Genomic DNA, 25209 nt, shown 5'->3' with positions numbered 1-25209 from the left:
CTGCGCCCCGGACGGTGGGATCGACCCGACGCGACGACTAACCGGCGATTACGAGCCCGATAATTCATGCCCGCGCAGGGGTCTCGGGAAACGAGATACTGACCGATGAGAAGGCCCCGCTGACTCAAGTGTGATTCGACCGGGAACGGACGTATGGCAAACGATATGCCCGCGGACGAACCGTCGACAGGCGACTCAGCACAGCGGCGAATGACCACCGATCCCGAGCGCATCAGGGAGTGGGCGGAGGCGCGCGACGCGGTCCCCGTAACGATCCGCGACAGCGAGGGACACGGTCACTCCTTCGCCCGTCGGGACGACCTCGGAGCGGACCACGAGGAGTACACGTGGGACGAGTTCATCGAGACGTTCCGAGACGAGGATCTGGTGTTCGTCTACCACGAGGACGAGCCCACGGAGGAGGGGCTGGGCCACTTCGAACTCGTCGAACGCGAACGGGCGTTCGAACGCGCCGACCTCGGTCGCGACGAACTCGAGGACCAGCTTCGCGAGGGCGAGACGGTCACGACCGAAATCGTCGAAACGCAGGTCGTCGAGACGGAAGTCGTCGAACGGGACACGATCGAGAGCGAGGTCGTCGACACCGAGATCGCCGAGCGCCACGTCGTCGACTCGGAGCTGCTGAGCCGGGAGATCGTCGACACCGAGTTCGTCACCGCCGACGAGATCGAGGTCGTCACCGAGGAGAGCCGCCTCGACACGGTCGAGGAGATCGAACGCTACACGATCGAGAGCCGGGTCGTCGACGTCGACATCGACCGGCACGACGAAATCGAGCGCGACGAGATCGAGACCGGGGTCGAACTCGAGAGCGTCCAGCGGTCGATCCTCGAGAGCGACGTCGTCCGCACCGACGCGACCGCCGACGACGTCATCGACCGGGAGGTCATCCGGAGCAAGCGCGGCGAAGGTGACACCGTCCGGAGCGAACTGCTCGAGCGGCGCACGGTCGAAGAACAGATCGACGAGCGGACGCGCATGCTCTTCACCCTAGAAGAGACCGACCTGCTCGAGTCGGAAGTGATCGGCAGCGACGTCATCGAGGGCGAGATCATCGACGTCGAGGAGTACGGTGCGATCGAGACGTCGGACGAAGCCGATGAGGCCGGTACGGGCACCGGTGCCGGGATGGGCGCCGGCGCCGGCGGCGGAGCCGGAACCGGCGAGGAAGGGGCCGGCGACCCCACTCCGGACGTCGAGGTCGAGTCCGGAACCGGCGGCTCGTCCGCCGACACGGGCGACATGGGCCGGGTCGAGCTCTCCGAAGACGATCAAGGAAAAGACGTCGTCGACGAGACGGGCGAACAGATCGGTATCGTCGCGGAAGTCGAGGGCCAGACCGCCTACGTCGATCCCGAGCCGGGACTGACGGATCGGCTCAAGGCGCGGATGAACTGGGGCGGTCACGACGACGAGGACTACCCCATCGAAGCGTCGGAGATCAACGAGATCACCGACCGCGAAGTGATCGTCCAGCACCGCACCGACGAGGAACGCGCGGACGTCGAGTAGTCGGGGTCGACGCGATATCGACACGCGTTCGGCGCGACGCGCCGCGACGGTGCGTCACAGAGACGAAAAGACGTAGCGGCTCCGATTCGAGTCCCTACTCGAGGTCGAAGCGGTCGTTGGTCATCACTTTCCGCCACGCGTCGACGAAGTCCTCGACGAACTTCTCTTCCTCGGCCGCGTAGACGTCCGCGATGGCGCGAAGTCGGGAGTTCGAGCCGAAGAGGAGGTCGACGCGCGAGCCCCTCCACTCGACCTCGCCGGTCTCGCGGTCGATCAGTTCGTAGACTTCCTCGCCCTCGGAGGCCTGCTCCCACTCGTAGTCCATCGAGAGCAGGTTGACGAAGAAGTCGTTGGACAGGGTCTCCGGCTCGTCGGTGAAGACGCCGAGATCGGAGTCCTGGTAGTTCGCGTCCAGCGCTCGCATGCCGCCGACCAGGACGGTCATCTCCGAGGCCGTCAGGTCGAGCAGGTCGGCGTGGTCGACCAGCAGGTCCTCCGGCGGCTCGTTGTAGTCGCCGCCGAAGTAGTTGCGGAACCCGTCGATCTTCGGCTTGAGCGCCTCGAAGGACTCCTCGTCGGTCATCTCCTGGGAGGCGTCGGTGCGGCCGGGCTCGAACGGAATCTCGACGTCGTAGCCGGCGTCAGCTGCGGCCTGCTCGACGGCCGCGTAGCCGCCCAGCACGATCAGGTCGGCCAGCGAGACGCGCACGTCGTCGGAGCGCGAGCCGTTGAAGTCCTCCTGGACTTCCTCGAGGGTCTCGAGGACCGTCTCGAGTTCGGCCGGCTCGTTGACCTCCCAGCTACGCTGGGGCTCGAGGCGGATGCGGGCGCCGTTGGCGCCGCCGCGCTTGTCGCTGTCGCGGTAGGTCGAGGCCGCCGCCCAGGCGGTCTTGGCCAGCTGCGAGACGGAGAGTTCCGTCTCGAGGAGTTCGTCCTTGAGCTCCGCGGCTTCCTCGTCGCCGATCAGTTCGTAGTCGGCGTCCGGGACGGGGTCCTGCCAGACGAAGGTTTCCTCGGGCACGTCGGGACCGAGGAACCGCTCCGGCGGGCCCATGTCGCGGTGGATCAGTTTGTACCAGGCTCGCGCGAAGGCGTCGAGGAACTCCGGTGGGTTGTCGCGGAAGTTCTCGATGATCTCCCGGAACTCCGGATCGCGCTTGAGCGCGACGTCCGTCGTCATCATCATCGGGGCGTGCTTCTCGGACGGGTCGTGGGCGTCCGGGACGGTGTCGTAGGCCTCCTCCTCGACCGGCTGCCACTGCTTGGCGCCGGCGGGGCTCTCGGTCAGCTCCCACTCGTAGTCGAGCAGGTTGTCGAGGTAGGAGGTGTCCCACATCGTCGGCCAGGCGTTCCAGGCGCCCTCGATGCCGCTGGTGGTCGTCTCGGAGCCCGTGCCGGAATCGGCCCAGCCGAGGCCCTGGTTTTCGATCGGCGCCGCTTCGGGCTCGGCGCCGATGTCGTCGTCGGTGGCGCCGTGAGCCTTGCCGAACGTGTGTCCGCCGGCGATGAGGGCGGCCGTCTCCTCGTCGCTCATCGCCATCCGACCGAACGCCTGACGGATCCGATCGGCCGATTTCAGCGGCTCAGGGTTGCCATTCGGCCCCTCGGGGTCGACGTAGATGAGCCCCATCACGGTGGCGCCGAGCGGTTCGTCGAGCTCGCCCTCCTCGTCGACGCGGTCGTGCTGCGGGGCTTCCCACTCGTCCTCGGGGCCCCAGTAGACGGCCTCGTCGGGCTCGAACTCGTCCTCGCGGCCGCCGGCCCAGCCGAGCGTCTGCATGCCCATCGACTCGAGGGCCGTGTTCCCGGCCAGGACGATCAGGTCGCCCCACGAGAGCTTGCGGCCGTACTTCTGCTTGATCGGCTCGAGCAGCCGGCGCGCCTTGTCGAGGCTGACGTTGTCGGGCCAGCTGTTGAGCGGCGCGAAGCGCTGGTTCCCGCCCGAGGCGCCGCCGCGACCGTCGGTGGTGCGGTACGTGCCGGCGCTGTGCCACGCCATGCGGATGAACAGCGGCCCGTAGTGGCCGTAGTCGGCCGGCCACCAGTCCTGGGACGTCGTCATCAGGTCCTTGAGGTCCGCCTTCACCTCCTCGAGGTCGAGCTTCTGGAACTCCTCGGCGTAATCGAAGTCGTCGTCGTACGGGCCGACGTCCTCGGCGTTCTGGTCGAGGACCTCCAGATTCAGCTTGTTCGGCCACCACTCGTGGTTGCGATTGCGCTCGTACTCAGTCATGCTCGGGTCACCTCAGCGATATCGCCGTTACCGCCGCGTTCCGGATGCTCGTCTGCCATGATTTCTCTACAAAGGGAAGATGGGATCAGGGAATAATATATGTACCGATCGCGACTTCCGATTCACGATTCGCCCCATATTATTTCCGATACTGAAAACAAACCTCGTTAATACCGCTATCGGCCGCCGCTCGAGCGTTTCCGTTACGCGTCCGTCGCTTCGTCGACTTCCGCTTCTTCTTCCTCCTCTTCGGGCGTGTCCGGCGCGTCCCGGTCCGCGCGACGGCCGACGTCGACCTGGTAGTTCCCGAGGATGTCCCGGCCGAGGATGACGGGGTAGTCCATGTGGCTGCGGTCCTCGACGCTGGCGGTGACGGTGTGCTGGGTGCCGCCGACGCCGACGACGACGTCGACGACGGGGCGGCTCTTGGACTGTTTGCTGCTGCCCGATCGGATGCGGGTGATGGACTTGATCGGCCCGGCGCCGATGTCGGCGGCGAGGGCGGTGTCGATGCTCGTCCGCGTCGCGCCCGTGTCGGACTTCGCGAGGACGGTCTTCGAGCCGCTGGTCCCCGAGAGCACGATCTCCTCGGTGTAGCCGATCACGCTCGGTTCCGTGTCCGGCGACGACGTCTCGACGGGCTGGGCCGTCGGTCGGGAGTCGTCGAGGACGTTCGAGATGTCGCTGACGCGGTCCTCGTCGACCTCGCCGCCGGCGCGTTCGATCGCCAACTTCGCGATATAGGGGGCCGGACTGACCTGGGTCGCCTCGTAGAGGCCCTTGAATCCGGCCGTCGGGTTGACCTCGAGGACGAACCAGCCCTCGTCGCCCTCGACGAGATCGACGCCGGCGTAGTCGAGGCCGATGGCGTCGGCCGCGCGGCGGGCCATGTCGCGGGCCTCCTCGGGGAGGTCGTCGGTCGCGTCCTCGACGCTGCCGCCGAGCGCGACGTTGGTCCGCCAGTCGTTGTCCGGCGCGTAGCGGTACATCGCGCTGATGATCTCGCCGCCGACGACGTAGACGCGGACGTCGCGGTGGCGGACGTCCTCGCGGTCGATGAGTTCCTGCAGGAAGGCGTAGCGGTTGCCGACCTTCGCGTTGATCGGATCGTTGGGGCCGACCTTCCACGTCCCGCCGCCGTGGGTACCGATCGCCGTCTTGTAGACCGCTTCTTCGCCGTACCGATCCCGTGCCGCGTTGAGCTGATCGCCGCTGAGCGCGAGGGTGACGTCGGGGGTTCGGACGTCGTTGGCCGCGAGGGTCGTCGCCGTCGAGAGCTTGTGGATCGCCGTCAACACCGTCGACGGCTCGTTGAGCGTCGGCACCAGTTGCGCGAACGTGTTCGCCAGCCCGAGTTCCTCGGCGGGCTGTTCGGTGTTCGACAGCAGCATCCGGTTCGCGATGACGTCGACGTCCGGCTCGAGGACGACGCTGCCGTCGGTGACGCTGATGGACGTGTTCTCCGACCGCAGCCACTCGGTGTCGTGGCCCAACTCCTCGACGGCGTTGAGAATCGCTTTCGTTTCCTTGCTCGTATGTAGACTCAGTACCCCGACAGTGACAGGATCGGAAACAGCCATACCCGAACACACGACGACGGGTGGGAAAAGGGTACTGTCAGCAGCAGTCACCGCCGGCGTCCGGTCGTCGCTCGCGGATTGGCGGACTCATGCCGGCCGAGGGCCGGGCGCGCGATCGGCGTGCGGTCCGGACGAGCGATCGCCGCGCCGTCACGTGATCGCCGCCCGGACCTCGTTGGGATCGACCAGTCCGCTCGCGACGACGAGGACGGCCCACGTGATCGCACCCAGCGCGATCGCGCCCGCCAACATCGCGAGACTCGAGACCAGCGGCGTCACGAGCAACACGGCGCCGGCCATGATCCCGGTGATCACGCAGATGACGCCGATCGACCGGGCGAGTCGTTTGAGCCGGAGATCGAGTTCCAAGTGGACGATGTAGAGGTTCACCGCCACGTACACCGAATGCGTCGCGACGGTCGCGATAGCCGCGCCGACGACGCCGATCGTCGGGATGAGAACGAGGTTCAACAGGAAGTTGGCGACGGCCGTCCCCCCTTTCGCCATCGCTCGGTGGCGCGCACGCCCGAGGTAATCTAAGCTGTCGCTGGTCAGGTTCGTGATCGCCTGCAGGATGATGAACGCGGCCAGGACCTGCAGGACCGGCACCGCACCCGCGTACTCGGCGCCGATGACCATCGGGATGAACGGATCGGCGACGATCACGAGCCCGGCTGCCGCGGGGATGTACACCATCATCGTGTTCGTCAGCGCCGTCTCGTAGATCTGCCTGGCCTGCTCGAGTTGGTCCGAGGCCTTCTGTTCGCCGAAGTTCGGCGAGATCGTGAAGCCGAGCGATTCGGCGGGCGCGAGCACGAAGTCGGTGATCTGCTTGCCGAGCGTGTAGAACGCGACCGCGGTCGGCGTCAGGATGACGCCGACGAGCACGGTGTCGACCTGTTTGTCGATGACGTTGGCGCTTCGCGTCGCGGTCAGCGGCACGCTGTACTCGATCATCCGTCGCGTCAGCCCCTCTTCGTGGGTCTCCGCGGCGTCGTACCGCGCGTAGAAGGCGTAGTAAAGGACCGCGAGCCCGACCGCGGCCGACAGCGCGTAGCCGACGACGTAGCCGAAGAACGCGCCCAGCGCCCCCAGTCCCATGAGCGCGAAGCCGACGGCGAAGACCAGTCGAGAGAAGCCGCTGATCGCCCTGACGGCGGCGCTGTACGGGAGGTGGTTGAACCCCTGGAAGGCGACCTCCGTGAACGTGCTAAAGGAGAAGACGGCGACGTAGAGCACGCCGGCCGCGAGAAACGGCGCGGCGTCCGGCCGACCCAGCGCGGCCGCGAGCTGCTCGTGGAACACCAAGAGGAGGTAGCCGACCAGCGCCATGACGACGATCTTGAACGTGATCGTCGATCTGAGCAGGTGCGGAATCTGGCTCGGATCGTCCTCACGGTACTCCGAGAGGTATCGCGCAGCGGATTTGCCGATCCCGAGATCCGCGACCAGCCGGACCATCGCCAGTATCCCGATCACCCAGTACAACGTCCCGTAGCCGTCGGGATCGAGGAGATAGCGCGCCAGTACGAACATCAACAGCGCGCTCGAGAGCATGTAGATCGCTCGAGCGAGCAGCGTTGCCTTGAACCCGCGGACGATGTGGTCCTCTCGACTCATATGCTAGGGGAGGGAGTATTCGGTTGCGCGCGGTCGATCAGCCGCTCGACCGTGGGAACCCGTCGTCTCTACGCCGACGACTGAGTCGGCAATTGTAATGCGGGGACAACAGGTGTAACGTCCCGGTACCGCCGCTGAAACGGCGTCTTACGTCGTCGGTCCCGTGACTGAATCGGCCGGTTCAGGACGCAAGAATCGGGCGCTTCGGACGCCCGTTCGCCCGTCTCGTCCCGTAGGGACACCGTATTGTGTAATAAACAACCGGTTTGACGAGCGGATGTCGGAATCAACGAAAGAACTGCCCGCTGAACGGTATCGTTCAGAATACGGTCGCCGCCGCGACGGAAAACGATCCGATCAGTTCGAGGGAACGGACCTGACGGCCCACCGCGACCGCCGTAACGGTCCCTAGAGGTACGACGCGTCCCAGCGGGTCGCCTTTCGGCGATTCCCGCAGTTGTTACACTCGATCCGGCCCATCGTGTCCATGGTGTTCTCGAGCGAGTCGCAGTTACCACAGAACCAGCCGTACAGGTCCTGTCGACCCTCGCTCTTGTAGGCGCTGTAGAACGGCGCCTTGGCGCCGCGAGCGGCTTCCCCGTAGCTCACGTAGATAGTCTCGCCGTCGGTCTCGAGTTCGTCGACGGCGCCCCACCCCTCCTCACCGATCTCGTCTTCGGCGTAGACGTTCTCCGTGAACGTCTCGTCGCCGATCTCGACCTCCCGCTGGCCGGCCCGTTCGAAGCCGTTGTCGGCGTAGAACTCGTTGCCGCCCTCGTTGTCCTCGAGGACGAGCCCCTGGACGTGGTCGGCGCCTTCGTCGAGCAACCGCTCGCGGGTGCGGACGAGCAGCCGAACGCCCGTGCCGCCGCCGCGGTGATCGGGATCGATGTGAAGCCAGAGGATCCGTCCGGTGTCGTAGCGCTGGCCGATCAGGTCGTTCTGCGAGAAGCCGACGACGTCGCCGTCGTCTTCGACGACGAGGATCAGCGAGTGATCGTCCTCGAGCGCGTCGTCGAAAGAGTCGCCGTACCACTGCTCGATCGCGTCGGCGACGGTGTCCTCGTCGAGGAACTCGGTGTAGGTCGACTCGAGCGAGCGCTGGGCGATCGATCGGATCGCGTCGATATCGTCGGCTGTCGCTTCGCGAATCTCCATGCCCGATGCTACCATGTCTTCATACAAAACGTATGCCCACGGGGAGAGATTTTCCCCGTCTTCAGTTCAGCGGAACGAGCCGTCTCGACGTAAAATCTACACCGGCGGTTTCCGGCACCGTTACGTCCGGTCTCGAGGGGAAGATTCACATTGCCACCCGCCGAGCCATCGTTATGAGCGACGTTACGGACGAACCGCCCGACGACGGTCCGTCCGACCGCACGGCCGAGCCGTTCACGTACAACGGCGGCCGGGTCGATCCCGGCGAGTCGGCCAACATCCGGTACGGAATCAGCGAGACGTATCTCGGCGATCCCGTCAGGATCCCGGTCACGGTCGTCAACGGCGAACGCCCCGGGCCGACGGTGTTTCTCTCCGCGGCCGCCCACGGGGACGAACTCAACGGCATCGAGGTGGTCCGCGAGGTGGCCCACGACTGGGACCACTCGGAACTCCACGGGACGCTCATCTGTCTGCCCGTGATGAACGTCCCCGGTTTTCTCGCTCAGGAGCGGTACCTCCCGATCTACGACCGGGACCTGAACCGGTCGTTTCCCGGTCGCGAGGGCTCGACGAGCGCCCGGCGGATGGCCTACCAGATTTTCACGAACTTCATCGAGCCCTGCGACCTCGGCATCGACTTTCACACGTCGACGCGGGGGCGGACGAACATGCTCCACGTGCGGGCCAACATGGAGGAGCCGACGGTCGACCGACTCGCGAAGGCGTTCAGTTCGAACGTCATCATCGCCGGCGAGGGTCCCTCGGGGACGCTGCGCCGCGAAGCGACCCTGGCCGGCATCCCGACGATCACCGTCGAGATGGGCGAAGCCCACCGGTTCCAGCGCCGGCTGATCGACCGCGCGCTGACCGGCGTCGCGAGCGTCCTCGCCGAGTTCGGCTGCCACCCCGACTCGTCGGTCCACTGGCCCGGCTGGCGGACCGTCATCGACGACGACAACGAGAAGACCTGGATCCGCGCCGACGCCGGCGGCATCGTCGACATGAAACGCGGCCGCGGCGAGTTCGTCCGCGAGGGCGAGGTGATCTGTACGATCACCAACCCGTTCAAGGAGGAAGACGACATCGTCACCGTCGAGGCGCCGTTCACGGGGCTAATCGTCGGCGTTCTCGAGAACCCCGTGGTCTACCCCGGCAACCCGCTGTGTCACTTGGTCGGGCTGTCGCCGGACACGCGGACGGCCTTAGAGCGCGAGCGGACCACGGCGAGCTCGCGGTCGGAACTCCGCCCGGCCGGTCCGGACGACGCGTAATCCGCGCCCCCGATCGACGATGGCCGACGCCGGTCTGTGCCAAACGGGCACGCGATCGCTCGCGTCCCGAACGAATTCGCGGTTTGTGACCGGTGCAAATTCATTTCTTCTAAATAATATCTGCAGGGAAGGTTTGGTGAGAGAGATAAAAGTAACTTCTATACCCCCGCGGTCTAACGGTCCACATGAGCGCATGAGTCAGTCTTACAATCGCGGTCTCATCGAGGACTTCGGTCGCTGGAAGGAGTTCTCGGCGGGCATGTGGGCGTGGATCTTCCACAAGTTCACCGGGTGGATGCTGATCGGCTACCTGTTTACCCACATCGCCGTGTTGAGTAGTTCGCTAACCGGCCCGGAGGCGTATACGAACACGATCGGCGGACTCGAGTCACTGTTTATCGTTCGAGTGCTCGAGGTCGGACTGCTCGCCGTCGCAGTCTTTCACATCCTGAACGGGCTTCGCCTGCTGATGGTCGACCTCGGCGTCGGTCTGGAGGCCCAGGACAAGAGTTTCTACGCCTCGCTGGTGTTGACGGCGATCATCACCGTCGCGAGCGTGCCGACCTTCCTCGACGGGGTGACCCTCTAATGGCGGAACGATACTCCTCTTTCGCGCCGGGCGGCACCGCGTGGCTGCTCCAGCGAATCACGGCGGCATTTCTCGTCGTGGTACTCGCCTTCCACTTCTTCCTCCTGCACTTCGTCAACCACGCCGCGGAGATCGAGTTCGCCGGGACCCAGGCCCGCATGGAGAACGTCGGCTACTTCCTGACCATGGTGTTGTTCCTGATCGCGGGCACCTTCCACGGCGTCAACGGCGTCTACAACGCACTGATCAACCAGGGCCTCGACGGAACGCAGAAGAAAGTCGTGCTTGCAGTGCTTGTTATCGCGAGCCTTGCACTCATCGCGCAGGGAACCTACGTTGCAACCACTATGGCCGGGTGGACCTAATATGAGTACACAACAACAACAACCGGAGGAACCGCAGAGCCAAGAGGCACCGGAAGACCCCGAAATGCGAGGGGCCGAGTCGCCCGTCGACGAGAAGGAAAAGCAGGGCGGCGACATCGACCAGCAGACGACGCCGGAGGACGAACTCGAGGGCGAGACGGTACACATCAAGGTGTTCCGCTACGACCCCGAGGTCGAGGGCAAACAGGAACCGCGGTTCGACGACTTCCACGTCCCCTTCGAGAAGGGGATGACCGTCCTCGACGCGGTCATGTACGCGCGGGACACCTACGACTCGTCGCTGACCTTCCGACACTCCTGTCGGCAGGCCGTCTGCGGCTCCGACGCCTTCTTCGTCAACGGCAAGCAGCGACTGGGTTGTAAGACCCAGATCGCGGATCTGGAACAGCCGATCCGCATCGAGCCGCTGCCCCACCAGGAGGTCGTCAAGGACCTGGTCGTCGACATGGACCACTTCTACGACCAGATGCACACCGTCGAGCCGTACTTCCAGGACGAGGACACGCCGGATCCGGCCGACCTAGAGGAGCAGCGCCAGAGCCCCGAGAACCGCGAGAAGATCAAGATGTCCTCGCGGTGTATCTGGTGTGGCGCCTGTATGTCCAGCTGTAACATCGCGGCCGGCGACAACGACTACCTCGGCCCGGCGGCGATCAACAAGGCCTACAAGTTCGCGATGGACGACCGCGAGGGCGAGGAGATCAAGGAGCACCGACTCCGCATTCTCGAGCAGGAACACGGCGTCTGGCGGTGCCAGACCCAGTTCTCCTGTACCGAGGTGTGTCCGAAGGATATTCCGCTCACCGAGCACATTCAGGAGCTCAAGCGGGAAGCAGTCAAGAAGAACCTGAAGTTCTGGTAACCATGTACGAACACGACGTAATCGTGGTCGGCGCCGGCGGTGCCGGCCTCCGGGCAGCGATCGCAGCGCACGAGGCGGGATCGGACGTGGCGATCGTCTCGAAACTCCACCCGGTCCGCAGCCACACCGGCGCGGCCGAGGGTGGCATCAACGCCGCGCTCCAGGAGGGCGACGACTGGGAACTCCACGCCTACGACACGATGAAGGGGTCTGACTACCTCGGGGACGCCCCCGCGGTCGAGACCCTCGCCCAGGACGCCCCCGAGGACACGATGCGCCTCGAACACTGGGGGATGCCGTTCTCCCGCGAGGAGGACGGACGCGTCTCCCAGCGACCGTTCGGCGGCCTCTCCTACCCCCGCACCACGTACGCGGGCGCGGAGACGGGCCACCACCTGCTGCACACGATGTACGAGCAGGTCGTCAAGCGGGGGATCCAGGTCTACGACGAGTGGTACGTCATGGAGCTGGCCACCTCCGACGAGGACGACCCCAACGACCGAAGCTGTCACGGCGTCGTCGCCTACGACGTCCAGTCCGGCAACGTCGAGGGCTTCAAGGCCAACGACGGCGTCGTCCTCGCGACCGGCGGCCCCGGACAGGCCTTCGATCACACCACCAACGCCGTCTCCTGTACCGGCGACGGCCACGCGATGGCCTACCGCGCCGGCGCGCCGCTCGAGGACATGGAGTTCATCCAGTTCCACCCGACCTCGCTGCCTTCGACGGGCGTCCTCATCAGTGAGGGTGTCCGCGGCGAAGGGGGTATCCTCTACAACGCGAACGGAGAGCGGTTCATGTTCGAGTACGGCTACGCGAACAACTCCGGGGAGCTCGCCTCCCGGGACGTCGTCGCCCGCGCCGAACTGACCGAGGTCAACGAGGGCCGGGGCGTCGACGACGAGTACGTCCACCTCGACATGCGCCACCTGGGCGAGGAACGCATCATGGACCGCCTCGAGAACATCCTCCACCTCGCGGAGGACTTCGAGGGCGTCGACGGCCTCGTCGAGCCGATGCCGGTCAAGCCCGGCCAGCACTACGCGATGGGCGGCATCGAGGTCGACGAGAACGGCCAGACCTGCGTCGACGGCCTCTACGCGGCCGGCGAGTGCGCCTGCGTCTCCGTCCACGGCGGGAACCGCCTGGGCGGCAACGCCCTGCCGGAACTGATCGTCTTCGGCAAGCGCGCAGGTCGCCACGCCGCCGGCGAGGACCTGGGCGAGCCCCAGATCAAGACGGGTTACGGCGACGACGTCGAGGACGAGACCGAGACCGAACTGCCCGTCCAGCCTGGCGACGCCGGCCTCGATACCTCGAGCGGTGTCGCGGCCGACGGCGGCGTCGCAACCGACGCCGAGGGGATCGTCGAGCGCAAGGTCGAACAGGCCCGCACGCGCGTAGACACTCTTATGGACCGCGACGACGGCGTCCAGCACGCGGAGATCCGTCAGAAACTCCAGAACGCGATGACGGATTACGTGAACGTCTTCCGGACGGAAGAGGGCGTCAAGAAGGCGCTGCGGATCATCCGCGAGTGCCGCGAGGAGTACCAGAACGTCTACGTCGACGACCCCTCGCGGACGTTCAACACCGACCTCCAGCAGACCATCGAGACGCGCAACCTGATCGACGTCGCCGAGACCATCGCGCTCGGCGCGCTCGTCCGCGACGAGTTCCGCGGCGCCCACTGGCGCAAGGAACATCAGGAGCGCAAGGACGACGAGTGGCTCAAGCACACGCTGATCTCCTGGAACGACGGCCAGCCGGACATCTTCTACCGGCCGGTCATCCTCGAGGGCCAGGACAAGACCTACGAGCCGAAAGAGCGCAGCTACTAACGCGTTCGCTGCGATTTCGGCCGTCGTCGCCCGCCGCGGCACAGCAATACTGCTATATGTCCGCTCCCGTTTGGTGTACCTAGATGGGTCTCGAACGGTTCGTCCGTCTGAATCTGATTCTCCTGCCGGTGCTCGTGACCAGTGGCTACCTGTTGCGCGACTCGATACCCCTGATTCTGTACATTCCCGTCGCCGGTTACTGCATCTTCGCCGGTATCATCTGCATTACGTGGCTGCTCTCCCAGCTAGAGACGTTCGGCCAAAACACCTGAGCGGCCCGAGGATCGTCCCGGACGGGACTCACAGACTCAGCGTCTCGAGGAGATCGATGCCGACGCCGAAGTGGTCGATCACTTTGTAGCCGACGTAGATACCGACGATCCCCATGATCCCGGGGAGCTCCGGCGGCGCGGGGATCGGAACGTTGAGGAGGCGAAAGAGCGCACCGGTGACCGCTCCGGTTAGCAGGGCGAGAACGGCGAGCTGGGTCGACATTTCGTGTTGGTTTGCTCCGGTATCTACAAAAGCGATGCGTCTAGCTCCCCGCGTTCCGCCGATCAGAGCCGTGTGCTGGCAGTCCACACGCGCGATCTCGGTCACGTCGATCGTCTCATCTCGAGAGCGGTCGATATCGGGGCCCCTCAGTCCGTCTCCATCCGTATTCCGGTCCGTCGAACTGCCGACCGTCTCCGCATCGCCCGCTGTATTTCGACGATCGTTGTAGACGAGATTTATTATCGTCGAAATACAGACTCTGGCGTATGGCGTCACAGTCACCACAGGGGATCGACGTTTCGATACCGACGAGTCTGGATTCTGCACAGGCGAAACTGGTCTACCTCTACGTCGCCGCGAGCGGCACCGCGACGGCCGAACGCCTCTGCGACGATCTCTGCGTCAAGAAGGGAACGGTCCTCTCGATCACCAGCACCCTTCGAGACCGCGGCCACCTCGAGCGGACCGACTCCGGCTTCAAACTGGCCTAAAGACGCGGATTTCTCACTCTCTCTAACTCAGCGAACTGGCCGGGAGCGGGGTCGCCGAAATGACGGCGACCCCGCGACTCGGGGGAGGGCAGACGGTTGCACGGTCGATTACCGCGAGCGCCCGGAGGGCGCGAGCGGGCCGACGACCGATGTGAACGAACGACTGCAAGGAGTGAGGGAACGGAGGGAGGAGTGCTTTTCATCAACGCTAAGCGGGAGCGAAGCTCCCGCGAGGTCCGAGAGAGCAAAGCTCTCTCGAGATTTTGCCGAGTGCGGTCGCGCAGCGACCGCACGCAGAGCAAAAGGTTGTTTCTTAGAGCTCGATCCGCTCGACTAACTGGTCGCGGTTCTCGTTCGTGTTGACGGCGACGATGCGGATCTCCTCCTCGAGGCCCGAGCCCTCGAGTTTCGCCTTGAGCAGGTTGTCGACCTGGTAGACGCCGGCGGCGTTGGTCATGGCGATCTCGACCATGACGGGGCTGTCCTCGCCCTCCTGAAGGGAGACGCGGCTGATCGCCTGGCTCGAGAGGGTGTTGATGCCGCGACCGCCGTGTTCGTAGGGGATCCGGGAGCGGCCCCGTTCCATGTCCAGGGCGTCGGCGACGCGGATGACGCCCGCCTCGGTCGTCAGCGGCGTCTCCGAGCGGTGGTGACAGAGGATCGCGTGGAGGACTTCGCCCCTCATGCGGACGGTTTCGGCGACGTCGTAGAACTCGGGGAGGATTCGGTCGAGGATGTCGGCGGCCAGCGGGATCGAGTAGTAGGCGTGCTGGTCGCGGTGAACGACGTGACCGACGTCGTGGAGCGTCGCCGCGAGCGCGATGATGACCGCCTCGTCGGCCTCCTCGAGGTCCTGCTGGCGAGCGCCGTTGAAGTCGACCCCGCCGGCCTTGAGCAGGTCGTAGAGACACAGCGCGCGGTTGCGGACGATTTCGATGTGTTTCGCGCCGTGGTCGTTGTACCGCATTCGGTCGACGGCGTTGACGTTCTGGGCCTCGAGGTAGGTCTGGATCTCCTCGTCGCTAGTGATGAACTCGAGAACTCGGTTCAGTTTCGCGTCCGGAAAGTTGTGATCGGCATCGGGGGAGTAAACGCGGCGAGCGGTGTCGTCGCCGATAGAATCGCTCATAAGTGACCATCGCTTGCGTGCTAAAAAAGCCCTGCGACGGACCGAGCCGCCAGTCGCGAACCGGCGATCGACGGGGCGTCGGTGCCGGAGGACGCTATTGTCGGGTGCGGTATCGACGGTCGTTTAGGCCAGTTCCTCGACGGCGGCCTCGACCTCGTCGTAGTCGGGTTCGACGCCCGGATCGTCGCTGACCCACGAGTAGGCGACCTCGCCGTCGTCGTCGACGACGAACACCGAGCGCTTGGCGACGCCGTAGACGCCCAGGTCGGCGAAGTCCATCTCGATGCCGTAGTCGTCGATGATCTCCTTGTTGTAGTCGCTGATGAGGCCGAACTCGAGGTCGTTCTGCTCGCGGAACTCGTTGAGCGTGAACGGCGAGTCGCGGCTGACGCCGTAGACGTTGGCGTCGAGGTCGTTGAACGCGGCGAGCCGATCCTGGAACGTACACATCTCGGTGGTGCAGACGCCGGTGAACGCGCCCGGGAAGAAGGCGAGCACGATCGGCGCCTCGTCCTCGAGGCGGTCGGAAAGCGTGAACTCCTCGATGTCGCCGTTTGCGAGCGGTGCCGTGAAGTCGGGTGCGGCGTCTCCAGTTTCTGGCATCGTCCTCCCTTTGTGGGTAACCGGGAAAGACAGTTTCGTTCGCGGACGAATCGTCCGTCCGGCGGCGGTCGAACCGGCGTCGGGACGTTCGGGGACGAACGGTTAATTGCTGTTTAGCGGGGGTACATTCCCCTCTACCCGACTATTGTTCTTAGCCGACTTATGGGGCGTAACTGGACTTTCGCTGAAACTTGCTATACTTAGTGGTCCAAAAAGGTTATAATTGCCAGCGGGTAAGCCACGTATAGAGATGGCAATCGAAACCGCACCGTTGTTCGTCCCTACCCCGGGGGCACCAGAACTCCTGATCATCCTCTTCGTCGCGATCTTGTTGTTCGGGGCCAACAAGATCCCGAAACTGGCTCGGTCCACCGGCGAGGCCATGGGCGAGTTCCAGAAGGGGCGTGAGAAGGTCGAGACCGAACTCGAGGAGATGCGCGAATCCGGCTTCGAAGAGGAGATCGAAAACGAGGACGACGACTTCGTCGACACCGAGCCCGTCACCGAGGAGGACGAGACGGAAACGGAAACCGAGACCAACTGACGGTTTTTTCTCGAGGGCGTGTGGCCTAGCGGAGAGGGCAGGAGGTTCCTAACCTTCTGATCGTGGGTTCGAATCCCGCCACGCCCGTGTAGCGAGCCACGAAGTGGCGAGCGAACCGGCATGGCGGAATTCGAACGACCGGTCGCGCACAGCCATCACCGCGTCGGTCGCTGTAGCGAGCGGATTTCCGGAGACTGAGTCCGTCTCTTCATCCCTCTACGACCGACGAGACAGCAGACCCGGACGATGCCCGTACTCGGTTAGTGGCCGTTGCCGCGTCGCGTGTTCGGATCGCCGAATCGGGTTAGCGGCTCGAGTTCCTCGCGATTCACGTCCGCGAAGGCGTCGCGGGCGATGACCCGTCGGTGGACCTCGTCGGCGCCGTCGACGATGCGGAACTTGCGGACGGCCTCGTAGAAGTCCGCCAGCGGGAGGTCCTTCCCGATGCCGTTGGCGCCACAGCACTGGACGGCGAGGTCGACGGCCTCCTGCGTGGCGTTCGCGGTGAAGACCTTGCACATCGAGACGGGCACGCGGGCTTCGTCGCCGTCCGCGATCCGGTCGGCCGCGTCGCGGATCGCGGTCCGGGCGACGTAGAGCCGCGTCTCGGCGTCGGCGATCCGGTGGCGCAGCGACTGTTTGTCCGACAGAGCCGACCCGAATCCCTCGCGCTCGCTGGTGTAGGCCTTCGCGATCTCGAGGGCTCGCCGGGCCATTCCGGAAAAGCGCATACAGTGGGTGAGGCGGGCCGGACCGAGTCGCGCCTGGGCGTGGGAAAATCCCTCGTTCAGATCGCCGAGAAGGTGTTCCTCGGGGATGCGAACGTTCTCGTAGACGATTTCGGCGTGGGAGGCGCCGCGAGCGCCGCCCCCCATGTGGGGAACGTCGCGCACGATATCGACGCCGTCCGCGTCGGCGGGAACGAGGAAGAGCGAACAGCCCTCGTAGGGATGGGCGTCGGGGTCGGTGCGCGCGAGGACGATCAGGACGTCGGCCTCGACGCCGTTCGACGTCCACCACTTGTGGCCGTCGATGACCCACTCGTCGCCGTCTCTCTCCGCGGTGGTCCGGATCATCTTCGGGTCCGAGCCGGCTCCGTCCGGCGGTTCGGTCATCGAGAACCCCGACGCGATCTCGCCCTCCACGAGCGGCTCGAGGTAGGTCTCTTTCTGTAGCTCGTCGCCCGCCAGTTCCAGCAGGTGCATGTTCCCCTCGTCGGGGGCGTCGACGCGCATCGCGGCGGCGCCGAGGAGGCTGCGGCCGGCCTCCTCGAAGACGGGCAAGACATCGCGGAAGCGTTCGCCCATGCCGCCGTACTCCGCGGCGATCTGGGGCGCGTAGATGTCGTACTCGCGGGCGGCGTCCCGAAGCTCCGCGATCGTCCCGCTCGAGACGGCCATCCCGCCGGCTCGCTCCCGCTCGACCGGGAGGACGACCGCCTCCATCAACTCGCGGGCGCGGTCGGCGAGCTCCTGTGCGCGGTCGGAGTCGGCGTAGTCCATACGGCCACTGGGTCCGGCGCGGCGATAGGAGCCGGTGGAAACTACCGTGACTGTGGAACTCTCCCAAAGGTATTTTCGTTGGAAAACGTAGCTCTCGAATCCGGATCCAAAAGAGACACTCCGTCTGAGATGGCTATCGATGGAAAACAGGTCCCGGCCGGTCAGACGAACGCCGCGCGCTATCGGGCGGTCCAGCCGCCGTCGACGGCCAGACAGGCCCCGGTTACGTATCTCGCGGCGTCGCTCGCGAGGAAAACGACCGGGCCGGCGATTTCCTCGGGGTCGGCGAACCGTTCGAGGGGCGTGCGGTCGATGATCGACTGCCGGAGTCGATCGTCGGCCTCGAGGTCGTCGGTCAGGGCCGTCGAGACGTAGCCGGGAGCGACGGCGTTGACTCTCACCTCGGGGGCCCAGTCCAAGGACATGCTCTTGGTGAGGCCAACCAGTCCGTGCTTCGAGGCGACGTAGGGGTGCTGGCGGGGGAGGCCGACGAGGCCGCCGACGCTGGCGACGTTGATCACTGACCCGCCGTCGCTCTCGAGGAGGCGGTCGGCCGCGGTGCGGGTCACCTCGTAGGCGCCGTTCAGGTTGACGTCCAGCACCCGATCGAGGCTCTCGGTCTCGACGTCCTCCGGCCGGCCGAGCGCGTCGTCGGGGTTGAATCCGGCGTTGTTGACGACGACGTCGACCCCGCCGAAGGCGTCGTCCGCCCGGTCGATGACGTCCTCGACCGCGTCGGGATCCGTCACGTCCGCGGGGACGGCGACCGCGTCGCCGCCCGCGGCCTCGATCTCGTCGGCGACCGCCTCGATCTCGTCGCTCGAGCGCGCCGACGGGACGACTGCGGCCCCGGCGTCGGCGAGTTCGATCGCGATCGCGCGGCCGATCCCTCTCCCGCCGCCGGTGACGACCGCGACGCGGTCCTCGAGACTGAACTGGTCGTTCATTTACCCGACCGATACTGGTGCCGAACCCATAGCTGTTCTCCCGTCGGGACCGCTTTGCCCAACACTCGTTTCAAATGCGGACGGGTTTCCATTAGAAATAGATAACGTCGTCCGACAATATATGTAGGATGGATCTGAAAACGGGAGTGTATTTGAGAGTGACAGTAGCGTGAATTGGTTTGTGATAGCGGGGAGACACGTACTGATACGTCGAGAAGGAGACTGTATACAGGGGATTATCAGAAGTGGTAATGTATGGATGAATTTTTTGAAGGGTGAGAGTTTGGGTGAAGTCAATGGCTATTGACGAGGCCGACCAGTCGGATGCCGGGGACTTTTCTGAGGGTGAGGCGTCCGAGTCTGCGTCGGAGGCGAATCGATCTCGCGGGTCGGACGGCGACGCGAACTCGGACGGGGGCGTTCGCGTCGGCGACTACACGTGGGAGGAGTTCATGGAAGAGTACGGGTACGGCGACGACGCGTCGGTTCTGTATCCCGACGATCCCGGAGAGGCGGTGTCGGACGACCAACTGGGGTTAGATACCGACGAAGGGCCCGAACGAACGGTCCCGTCTGGCGAGGATTGGACCCAAGTCGAGTTCGATCCCGAGTCCTACCTCGGCTATCACCCCGACGATCTGGACTCGACGGTCGTACCGACCGCCGGCGACAACGCCGAGGAACTCTGGGACGTCTTTCGGGAGTACGCCGACCCGGAGACGACGCCGGTCGTCAAAGACACCTGGACCTGGGAGCACTACAAGTGGGAGTACTACTACGAGGACGACGGCTCCCGGCCGCGGGATAGCGACGGCGACATCGTCCGCCACGATACGGAGGAGTCGCTCGGCTTCGATCCGGACACGCTGGAACAGCGCCTGTCCGCGGCCGACGACGCCGCGATGGAACTGGACGAACTCGTCGAGGAACGAACCGTCAACGTCCAGGAGGAGGTCGACGAGGACGAGTTCTTCTCGACGGCCGCGGGCAACACGACCGTCACCAACCGCTACGACCTGGAAAAGGCCGTCCCGATGGACAAGAAGACCCACTTCCGGGAGGTCGAGCGCTACTGGGTGAACAAGCCCTACGCCTGCGTCGTTATCTTCCACTCCGAGAAGGAAAACGAGAAGAAGTACTACCTGATCGAACCCTACCTGAACGAGATCGAACTCGAGTTGCAGGAGTTCCTCTCGGGCAAACTGCGAACCGCGATCAAGTACTCCGACGAGGGGATCAAGGAGAAGGCGACCGAGGACGGACGCCGGACGGTTATCGAGGACGAGACCCGCCAGCTGCTCAAGCGCTACGACCTGTTCGAGAAGACGGCCAGCGGGTCCCAGGAGAGCATCCTCGACACGCTGCGGAATCTGCTCGACGACGACGAGGGCGACGGCGACGGCGAGGACGACGGCCCCGACCCGCTCGAGGGGCTCTCCGTTCGGCCCGAGCCGGCGATCCTCGAGGACGATCCGGACACGCTAAGCGAGTATCAGGTCGAGAAACTGCTCTACCTGCTCAAGCGCAACTTCATCGGCTACGAGCGCATCGACGGGATCAAACACGACATCAACGTCGAGGACATCTCCGTCGACGGCTACAACTCGCCGGTGTTCGTCTACCACTCGGAGTACGAGCAGATCATCTCGAACGTCTACCACGGCGAGGACGAACTCGACGACTTCGTCGTCAAACTCGCCCAGCGCTCCGGAAAGGGGATCAGCAAACGGCTGCCGCAGGTCGACGCGACCCTCCCCGACGGCTCGCGCGCCCAGTTGACGCTGGGAGAGGAGGTGTCCGACCACGGGACCAACTACACCATCCGTCAGTTCAAGGACGTCCCGTTCACTCCGATCGACCTCATCAACTGGAACACCTTCTCGCTCGACGAGATGGCGTTCCTCTGGCTCTGTATCGAGAACCACAAGAGCCTGATCTTCGCCGGGGGTACCGCCTCCGGGAAGACGACCTCGCTGAACGCGGTCTCGCTGTTCATCCCCTCGAGCGCCAAGATCGTCTCCATCGAGGACACCCGGGAGGTCGAACTCCCGCAGCGAAACTGGATCGCCAGCGTCACCCGACCGTCCTTCGCCGACGACGAGCAGGGCGACGTCGACGAGTTCGACCTGCTGGAGGCCGCGCTTCGCCAGCGACCCGACTACATCGTCATGGGTGAGATCCGGGGCGAAGAGGGGCGGACGCTGTTCCAGGTCATGTCGACGGGTCACACGACCTACACCACGTTCCACGCCGACTCCGTCGACGAGGTGCTCAAGCGGTTCACGACGGATCCGATCAACGTCTCGAAGACGATGTTCACCGCCCTGGACCTCGTGTCGATCCAGACCCAGACGCGGGTCCAGGGCCGGAAGGTCCGCCGGAACAAGTCGCTGACCGAGATCAACCACTACGAGGCCGAACACGACGAGATCAACGTTCAGGACGTCTACCAGTGGCAGGCCGAGACCGACGAGTTCCTCAAGATGGGGGACTCGAACACCTTAGAGGAGATCCAGTTCGACCGCGGCTGGAGCCGCGAGAAACTCGAGGAGGAACTGTTCAAACGCGAGGTCATCCTCGCCTACCTCATCAAGAACGGACTCAACACGTACGCGGAGGTCGCCGCCACGGTGCAGGCGTTCATCAACGACCCCGACACGATCCTCACGCTCATCGCGAACGGCCAGCTCGAGGACAGTCTCGAGGACCTCCGGGAGATGGAGAGCGTCCTGATCGACGTCGATCCGGAGAAAGAGGAACTCGTCCCGCGACCGGACGCGACCGACGAGACGTACAACACCTCGATGGACCTCCTGGAACGCGCCGAGGAGTCGCTGTTCGAGGAGTACCGCGGCAAAACGCCGAGCGGACTGGACAGCGCCCTCGGAGGAGCCGAGGCGGCGGACGCGATCGAGGTCGACGGCGCCGACGCCGACGAGTTCGACTTCGCCGGCGACGTCGACGACTCGGTCGAGGACGACGAGTGGGAGCTCGGCGACGGCTCGAGCGGGTTCGGCGCCGGCGAGGACGCCGGGGAACCGGCGTGGCTCAGCGACGACACCGGCTTCGATATCGGCGGCGACGAGGGCGAAGCCGCTGCCGACAGCGCCGAAGCGGCTTCGAGCGCCGGCGAGGGGGCCGCCGCCGAGACGGTCGGCGACGGAACGACCGCCGGGACGGGCGGCGACGGGATCGCGGCCGAGTCGCCCGATGCCGACACCGCGGACGAGACGTCCGACGGATTCGAGATCGACGACGAGACGGGCGGCGTCAGCGGCCCGCCCGCGCCGGCGGCGACCGCGAACGGCGCGGACGCGGAGGCCGAGACCCCGCAGCCGGCGGCCGCCGACGAGGCTGGGACCACCGTCATGCCGACCGACGACGCCGGCGACGCGGATCTCGGCGGGCTGTTCGACGACATGGACGACACCATCGATCGGCTCGACGCGGACGGCCAGCCGGAACCGCCAACGGAGGCCGACGCCGCGTCGACGGCCAAGCCCGACACCTCCGGCTTCGATTCGATGTTCCCCGAGGACGATCTCGAGTCGATCTTCGACCCCGAATCCGACGCGGAGACGGCCGGCGACTTCAGCGATCAGTTCGAGCCGGCGATCGCCGACGAGCCGGTCGGCGACGGCCTCGAGCCGTCCGACGAAACCGCTGAGACGCCGACGATCGATCTCGGCGGCTCGGCCGACGACCCCGCCGAAGGCGACGAGACATCGACGGTCGGTTCCGAAGCGTCGACCGACGAAGGTATCGAGGCCGACGAGACGCCGACGATCGACCTCGGAGGGGCGGCCGACGACTCCGCCGCGACGGACGACGACGCCGAGGAGATTGTCGAGCCGGAAGCTGACGCCGGTTCCTCGAGTATCGTCGACGACGGCAGCGGCAACGGCGTCGCTCTCGAGGACGGCGACAGTATCGTGGCCGGCGAACCGACCGACGACGCGTCGGAGTCGGACGCCACATCCTCGGCGGACGACCGAAGCGAACGCGACGGGCGTCTCGAGGGCGACGGCGACGACCGGTCGGCCGACGAGGAGCCGACGGCGACCGCGGCCGATCCGCCCGGCGAGGATCGCGACGAGCCGACGGAGCCAGCGGAAGGCGACGACGATGGCGTCGAATCGGAGTCGATCTTCGGGACCGAGTCCGATTCGATCTTCTCCGAGGAGTCGGCGACGGACGATAGCGACGACGGGTCGCTGTTCGACGACGAACAGGCGCAGGCCGAGACTGACGATTCGATCTTCAAACCGGCCGAGAGCGAGGACGACGGACCGGCGGACGGCGAAACCGATCCCGCCGACGATACCGAGGATACCGACACATGAGCCTCCAGACCGACAGCAACGGCGGCGGTGGCGGTTCCGGCGGAATTTCGGGGGGCTCCGACGTGCTCGGCGAGACGTTCTACCCCCTCTACGACTGGTTGTTCACCGACGATAGCGAGTTCGTCGGCGACGTCGAGACGAAGTTGGCCCAGGCTCGAATGACCGACACGGTCGAACTCTACCTCTCCCGAGCCCTCGGGATCGGCTTCATCAGCGGCCTGGCGCTGTGGCTGCTCGGCCTCCTGCTCGGCTACACGCTGTTTGCCACCGGCATCATTCAGGTCGACGAGATCCTCGGTTTCCCCGTCAGCAGCGATCTGGTGCTCCAGATCATCGACACGCTCCGCATCCCGGCGTTGGTCTTCTTCACCGGGCTCGTCTTCGGTTCGATCGGCTTCGCGATCGGGTTCGGATCGCTGGTTGCGATCCCCTACTCGCGTGCCTCGACCCGCAAGCGCCAGATCAACATGCTCCTGACCGATTCCGTCTCGTTCATGTACGCGCTGTCGGTCGGCGGTCTGAACCAACTCGAGATCATCGAGGCGATGGCCCAGGCCGACGACACCTACGGCGAGGTCGCAAAGGAGTTCCAGAGCATCGTCAAGGAGACCGAGTACTTCGACATCGACTACCGGACCGCCATTCGAAAGCAGGCGCTGGAGACGCCCAGCGACGAACTCTCCCAGTTCCTGACCGACATGCTCTCGATCGTCAACAGCGGCGGTGACATGGAGAGCTTCCTCGAGGACAAGAAGGAAAAACACATGCGGACCGCCAAACAGGAGCAGGAACTGACCCTCGAGACGCTCGAGCTGTTCGGCGAGATGTACATGACGCTGTCGCTGTTCCCGTTGCTCCTGATCATCATCATGGTCGTCATGCAGATGATCCCGCAGGCGAGCGTGACGAACACGATGCTCTATATGACCGTCTACGCACTGATCCCGCTGACCGGGGTCGGCTTTCTCATCATGGTTTCGACGGTCAAAGAGGACGAGCCGGGTGACGGCTACCTCTCGATGGGGGACACCGACGACCGCCTCGAGAGCCAGGGGGGGCAGGGCCTGCTGGATCTCGGGCTGGTCGAGAAGTTCACTGGCGACCACAGCGTTTTCGACCGGATCAAGAACCGCGAGGGGACCTACGAGACGATGGAGGTCCTGCGGAAGCCCCACCTGTTCTTCCGAGACAACCCGTTGTTCACGCTCGCGCTGACGGTTCCGGCGTCGCTCGTGATCGTTACGACGGCGATGATGAACGGCTCGGCGCCCACGTCGTGGGACGGCCTCCTCGAGAACGCCGTCTGGGGGACGTTCATCTACGTCTACGTCCCGCTGTACGTCATCGCGATCCCGCTCGCCGTCTTCCGCGAGTGGAACGTTCGATACCGCAACTCCGTCGTCAGTCAACTCTCCGAGGACTTGCGGAAACTCTCGAGTTCGAACGATACCGGACTGACGCTGCTCGAGTCGCTAAAGGCCGTTTCCGACACCACGAGCGGGAAGCTGGCCCGCGAGTTCGAGATGATGCACACGAAGGTCAACTACGGGACCAGCCTGAAGCAGGCGCTCATCGAGTTCAACAACAAGTACCACATTCCGCGGCTGGCTCGAACGACGCGGCTGATCACCGAGGCCCAGGAAGCCTCGAATCAGATCTCGGACGTGCTCCGGACGGCCGCCCGCGCGAGCGAGAACCACGACGATATCGAGCGCGAGCGCAAGTCCCGCACCCGGATGCAGGTCGTGATCATCATCATGACGTTCATGACCGTCCTCGCGGTGATCGCGATCCTCAAGACGCAGTTCATCGACACGATGGCCGGTCTCTCGAGTTCAACCGGCGGCGGTACCGACGCGGCCAGCGGCGGCGGTGGTGGCGGCCTCGGGGAGGCCGACCTGAGCGACAACATCGACGTCGATATGCTGTCGGTGTTGTTCTTCCACGCCGTGACGATGCAGGCGATCCTCTCCGGGATTATCTGTGGCTACATCCGCGATGCGGACATCTTGAGCGGATTGAAATACGCCGTCATACTGGCGACGATCGCACTCGTCGGCTGGACGCTGGTGGCATAAT

General features: G+C 65.0%; 20 protein-coding genes and 1 tRNA gene. 12 read left to right on the top strand and 9 right to left on the bottom strand.

The genetic code is table 11. The features are described 5' to 3' along the window. Positions 1–153: 153 nt before the first annotated feature. Positions 154–1533, top strand: a complete 1380-nt coding sequence (locus tag HTZ84_RS12495; RefSeq protein WP_174680982.1) for a hypothetical protein — start codon at positions 154–156, stop codon at positions 1531–1533. 94 nt (positions 1534–1627) lie between these two features. Here HTZ84_RS12495 and katG read toward each other — a convergent pair whose 3' ends face one another. From katG to HTZ84_RS12475, 4 genes are all read right to left on the bottom strand, one after another. After that, the gene (gene katG, locus HTZ84_RS12490) at positions 1628–3766 is read right to left on the bottom strand and encodes a catalase/peroxidase HPI (RefSeq protein WP_174680981.1); all 2139 of its coding nucleotides are present in this window, start codon (positions 3764–3766) and stop codon (positions 1628–1630) included. 203 nt (positions 3767–3969) lie between these two features. Next, entirely contained in the window at positions 3970–5346 is a 1377-nt protein-coding gene (locus HTZ84_RS12485; RefSeq protein WP_174680980.1) for a RimK family alpha-L-glutamate ligase, read from the bottom strand. 150 nt (positions 5347–5496) lie between these two features. After that, positions 5497–6966, bottom strand: a complete 1470-nt coding sequence (locus tag HTZ84_RS12480; protein WP_174680979.1) for a flippase — start codon at positions 6964–6966, stop codon at positions 5497–5499. 408 nt (positions 6967–7374) lie between these two features. Beyond that, entirely contained in the window at positions 7375–8124 is a 750-nt protein-coding gene (locus tag HTZ84_RS12475; RefSeq protein ID WP_174680978.1) for a GNAT family N-acetyltransferase, read from the bottom strand. A 173-nt stretch (positions 8125–8297) separates the two neighbouring features. Here HTZ84_RS12475 and HTZ84_RS12470 point away from each other — a divergent pair, with 173 nt between their 5' ends. From HTZ84_RS12470 to HTZ84_RS12445, 6 genes are all read left to right on the top strand, one after another. Then, entirely contained in the window at positions 8298–9398 is a 1101-nt protein-coding gene (locus HTZ84_RS12470) for a succinylglutamate desuccinylase/aspartoacylase family protein (protein ID WP_174680977.1), read from the top strand. A gap of 193 nt (positions 9399–9591) precedes the next feature. Continuing rightward, positions 9592–9987, top strand: coding sequence for a succinate dehydrogenase, cytochrome b556 subunit (gene sdhC, locus HTZ84_RS12465; protein ID WP_008896324.1), 396 nt, complete (start codon positions 9592–9594; stop codon positions 9985–9987). Beyond that, the gene (locus HTZ84_RS12460) at positions 9987–10352 is read left to right on the top strand and encodes a succinate dehydrogenase hydrophobic membrane anchor subunit (protein WP_174680976.1); all 366 of its coding nucleotides are present in this window, start codon (positions 9987–9989) and stop codon (positions 10350–10352) included. The genes sdhC and HTZ84_RS12460 overlap by 1 nt, the downstream gene beginning before the upstream one ends. Position 10353: 1 nt before the next feature. Next, a complete protein-coding gene (locus HTZ84_RS12455) occupies positions 10354–11235 on the top strand; it encodes a succinate dehydrogenase/fumarate reductase iron-sulfur subunit (RefSeq protein ID WP_174680975.1) in 882 nt (293 codons plus the stop codon). Between the two features lie 2 nt (positions 11236–11237). Beyond that, entirely contained in the window at positions 11238–13076 is a 1839-nt protein-coding gene (locus tag HTZ84_RS12450) for an FAD-binding protein (protein ID WP_174680974.1), read from the top strand. A gap of 83 nt (positions 13077–13159) precedes the next feature. Further along, entirely contained in the window at positions 13160–13348 is a 189-nt protein-coding gene (locus HTZ84_RS12445; protein WP_174680973.1) for a hypothetical protein, read from the top strand. A gap of 28 nt (positions 13349–13376) precedes the next feature. Here HTZ84_RS12445 and HTZ84_RS12440 read toward each other — a convergent pair whose 3' ends face one another. Further along, positions 13377–13571 (bottom strand): XapX domain-containing protein, encoded by a 195-nt coding sequence (locus HTZ84_RS12440; RefSeq protein ID WP_174680972.1) that lies wholly within the window; start codon positions 13569–13571, stop codon positions 13377–13379. 266 nt (positions 13572–13837) lie between these two features. On the opposite strand from HTZ84_RS12440, the gene HTZ84_RS12435 reads away from it, so the two are divergent. After that, positions 13838–14062 (top strand): MarR family transcriptional regulator, encoded by a 225-nt coding sequence (locus tag HTZ84_RS12435; protein WP_126662960.1) that lies wholly within the window; start codon positions 13838–13840, stop codon positions 14060–14062. A 313-nt stretch (positions 14063–14375) separates the two neighbouring features. Here HTZ84_RS12435 and HTZ84_RS12430 read toward each other — a convergent pair whose 3' ends face one another. Both HTZ84_RS12430 and HTZ84_RS12425 read right to left on the bottom strand, forming a co-directional pair. After that, the gene (locus HTZ84_RS12430) at positions 14376–15191 is read right to left on the bottom strand and encodes an HD domain-containing protein (RefSeq protein WP_174680971.1); all 816 of its coding nucleotides are present in this window, start codon (positions 15189–15191) and stop codon (positions 14376–14378) included. 123 nt (positions 15192–15314) lie between these two features. Further along, the gene (locus HTZ84_RS12425) at positions 15315–15794 is read right to left on the bottom strand and encodes a redoxin domain-containing protein (RefSeq protein WP_174680970.1); all 480 of its coding nucleotides are present in this window, start codon (positions 15792–15794) and stop codon (positions 15315–15317) included. 250 nt (positions 15795–16044) lie between these two features. Here HTZ84_RS12425 and HTZ84_RS12420 point away from each other — a divergent pair, with 250 nt between their 5' ends. Both HTZ84_RS12420 and HTZ84_RS12415 read left to right on the top strand, forming a co-directional pair. After that, positions 16045–16338, top strand: coding sequence for a twin-arginine translocase TatA/TatE family subunit (locus tag HTZ84_RS12420; protein ID WP_174680969.1), 294 nt, complete (start codon positions 16045–16047; stop codon positions 16336–16338). 14 nt (positions 16339–16352) lie between these two features. Beyond that, a tRNA-Arg gene (locus HTZ84_RS12415) sits at positions 16353–16425 on the top strand. Positions 16426–16598: 173 nt separating this feature from the next. Here HTZ84_RS12415 and HTZ84_RS12410 read toward each other — a convergent pair. Continuing rightward, on the bottom strand, positions 16599–17840 hold the full coding sequence (locus HTZ84_RS12410; RefSeq protein WP_174680968.1) for an acyl-CoA dehydrogenase family protein: 1242 nt from the start codon (positions 17838–17840) through the stop codon (positions 16599–16601). A gap of 179 nt (positions 17841–18019) precedes the next feature. Continuing rightward, on the bottom strand, positions 18020–18787 hold the full coding sequence (locus tag HTZ84_RS12405) for an SDR family NAD(P)-dependent oxidoreductase (protein ID WP_174680967.1): 768 nt from the start codon (positions 18785–18787) through the stop codon (positions 18020–18022). Between the two features lie 296 nt (positions 18788–19083). Here HTZ84_RS12405 and HTZ84_RS12400 point away from each other — a divergent pair, with 296 nt between their 5' ends. Both HTZ84_RS12400 and HTZ84_RS12395 read left to right on the top strand, forming a co-directional pair. Next, positions 19084–23130 (top strand): ATPase, T2SS/T4P/T4SS family, encoded by a 4047-nt coding sequence (locus HTZ84_RS12400; RefSeq protein ID WP_174680966.1) that lies wholly within the window; start codon positions 19084–19086, stop codon positions 23128–23130. After that, on the top strand, positions 23127–25208 hold the full coding sequence (locus tag HTZ84_RS12395) for a type II secretion system F family protein (protein WP_174680965.1): 2082 nt from the start codon (positions 23127–23129) through the stop codon (positions 25206–25208). Before HTZ84_RS12400 ends, HTZ84_RS12395 begins: the two co-directional genes overlap by 4 nt. Position 25209: the final 1 nt, after the last annotated feature.

Origin of the sequence: Haloterrigena gelatinilytica (assembly GCF_013342145.1) — an archaeon.
Taxonomy (GTDB): domain Archaea; phylum Halobacteriota; class Halobacteria; order Halobacteriales; family Natrialbaceae; genus Haloterrigena; species Haloterrigena gelatinilytica.
Note: the sequence above shows the minus strand (reverse complement) of the source record. Positions and strands in the feature narration are given on the sequence as shown.

Coding starts and splice junctions, on each gene's coding strand:
- HTZ84_RS12450 (WP_174680974.1), top strand. CDS start 11,238: ATGTACGAACACGACGTAATCGTGGTCGGCGCCGGCGGTGCCGGCCTC.
- HTZ84_RS12420 (WP_174680969.1), top strand. CDS start 16,045: ATGGCAATCGAAACCGCACCGTTGTTCGTCCCTACCCCGGGGGCACCA.
- katG (WP_174680981.1), bottom strand. CDS start 3,766: ATGACTGAGTACGAGCGCAATCGCAACCACGAGTGGTGGCCGAACAAG.
- HTZ84_RS12480 (WP_174680979.1), bottom strand. CDS start 6,966: ATGAGTCGAGAGGACCACATCGTCCGCGGGTTCAAGGCAACGCTGCTC.
- HTZ84_RS12440 (WP_174680972.1), bottom strand. CDS start 13,571: ATGTCGACCCAGCTCGCCGTTCTCGCCCTGCTAACCGGAGCGGTCACC.
- HTZ84_RS12400 (WP_174680966.1), top strand. CDS start 19,084: ATGGCTATTGACGAGGCCGACCAGTCGGATGCCGGGGACTTTTCTGAG.
- sdhC (WP_008896324.1), top strand. CDS start 9,592: ATGAGTCAGTCTTACAATCGCGGTCTCATCGAGGACTTCGGTCGCTGG.
- HTZ84_RS12470 (WP_174680977.1), top strand. CDS start 8,298: ATGAGCGACGTTACGGACGAACCGCCCGACGACGGTCCGTCCGACCGC.
- HTZ84_RS12395 (WP_174680965.1), top strand. CDS start 23,127: ATGAGCCTCCAGACCGACAGCAACGGCGGCGGTGGCGGTTCCGGCGGA.
- HTZ84_RS12475 (WP_174680978.1), bottom strand. CDS start 8,124: ATGGAGATTCGCGAAGCGACAGCCGACGATATCGACGCGATCCGATCG.
- HTZ84_RS12495 (WP_174680982.1), top strand. CDS start 154: ATGGCAAACGATATGCCCGCGGACGAACCGTCGACAGGCGACTCAGCA.
- HTZ84_RS12445 (WP_174680973.1), top strand. CDS start 13,160: ATGGGTCTCGAACGGTTCGTCCGTCTGAATCTGATTCTCCTGCCGGTG.
- HTZ84_RS12485 (WP_174680980.1), bottom strand. CDS start 5,346: ATGGCTGTTTCCGATCCTGTCACTGTCGGGGTACTGAGTCTACATACG.
- HTZ84_RS12430 (WP_174680971.1), bottom strand. CDS start 15,191: ATGAGCGATTCTATCGGCGACGACACCGCTCGCCGCGTTTACTCCCCC.
- HTZ84_RS12425 (WP_174680970.1), bottom strand. CDS start 15,794: ATGCCAGAAACTGGAGACGCCGCACCCGACTTCACGGCACCGCTCGCA.
- HTZ84_RS12405 (WP_174680967.1), bottom strand. CDS start 18,787: ATGAACGACCAGTTCAGTCTCGAGGACCGCGTCGCGGTCGTCACCGGC.
- HTZ84_RS12410 (WP_174680968.1), bottom strand. CDS start 17,840: ATGGACTACGCCGACTCCGACCGCGCACAGGAGCTCGCCGACCGCGCC.
- HTZ84_RS12460 (WP_174680976.1), top strand. CDS start 9,987: ATGGCGGAACGATACTCCTCTTTCGCGCCGGGCGGCACCGCGTGGCTG.
- HTZ84_RS12455 (WP_174680975.1), top strand. CDS start 10,354: ATGAGTACACAACAACAACAACCGGAGGAACCGCAGAGCCAAGAGGCA.
- HTZ84_RS12435 (WP_126662960.1), top strand. CDS start 13,838: ATGGCGTCACAGTCACCACAGGGGATCGACGTTTCGATACCGACGAGT.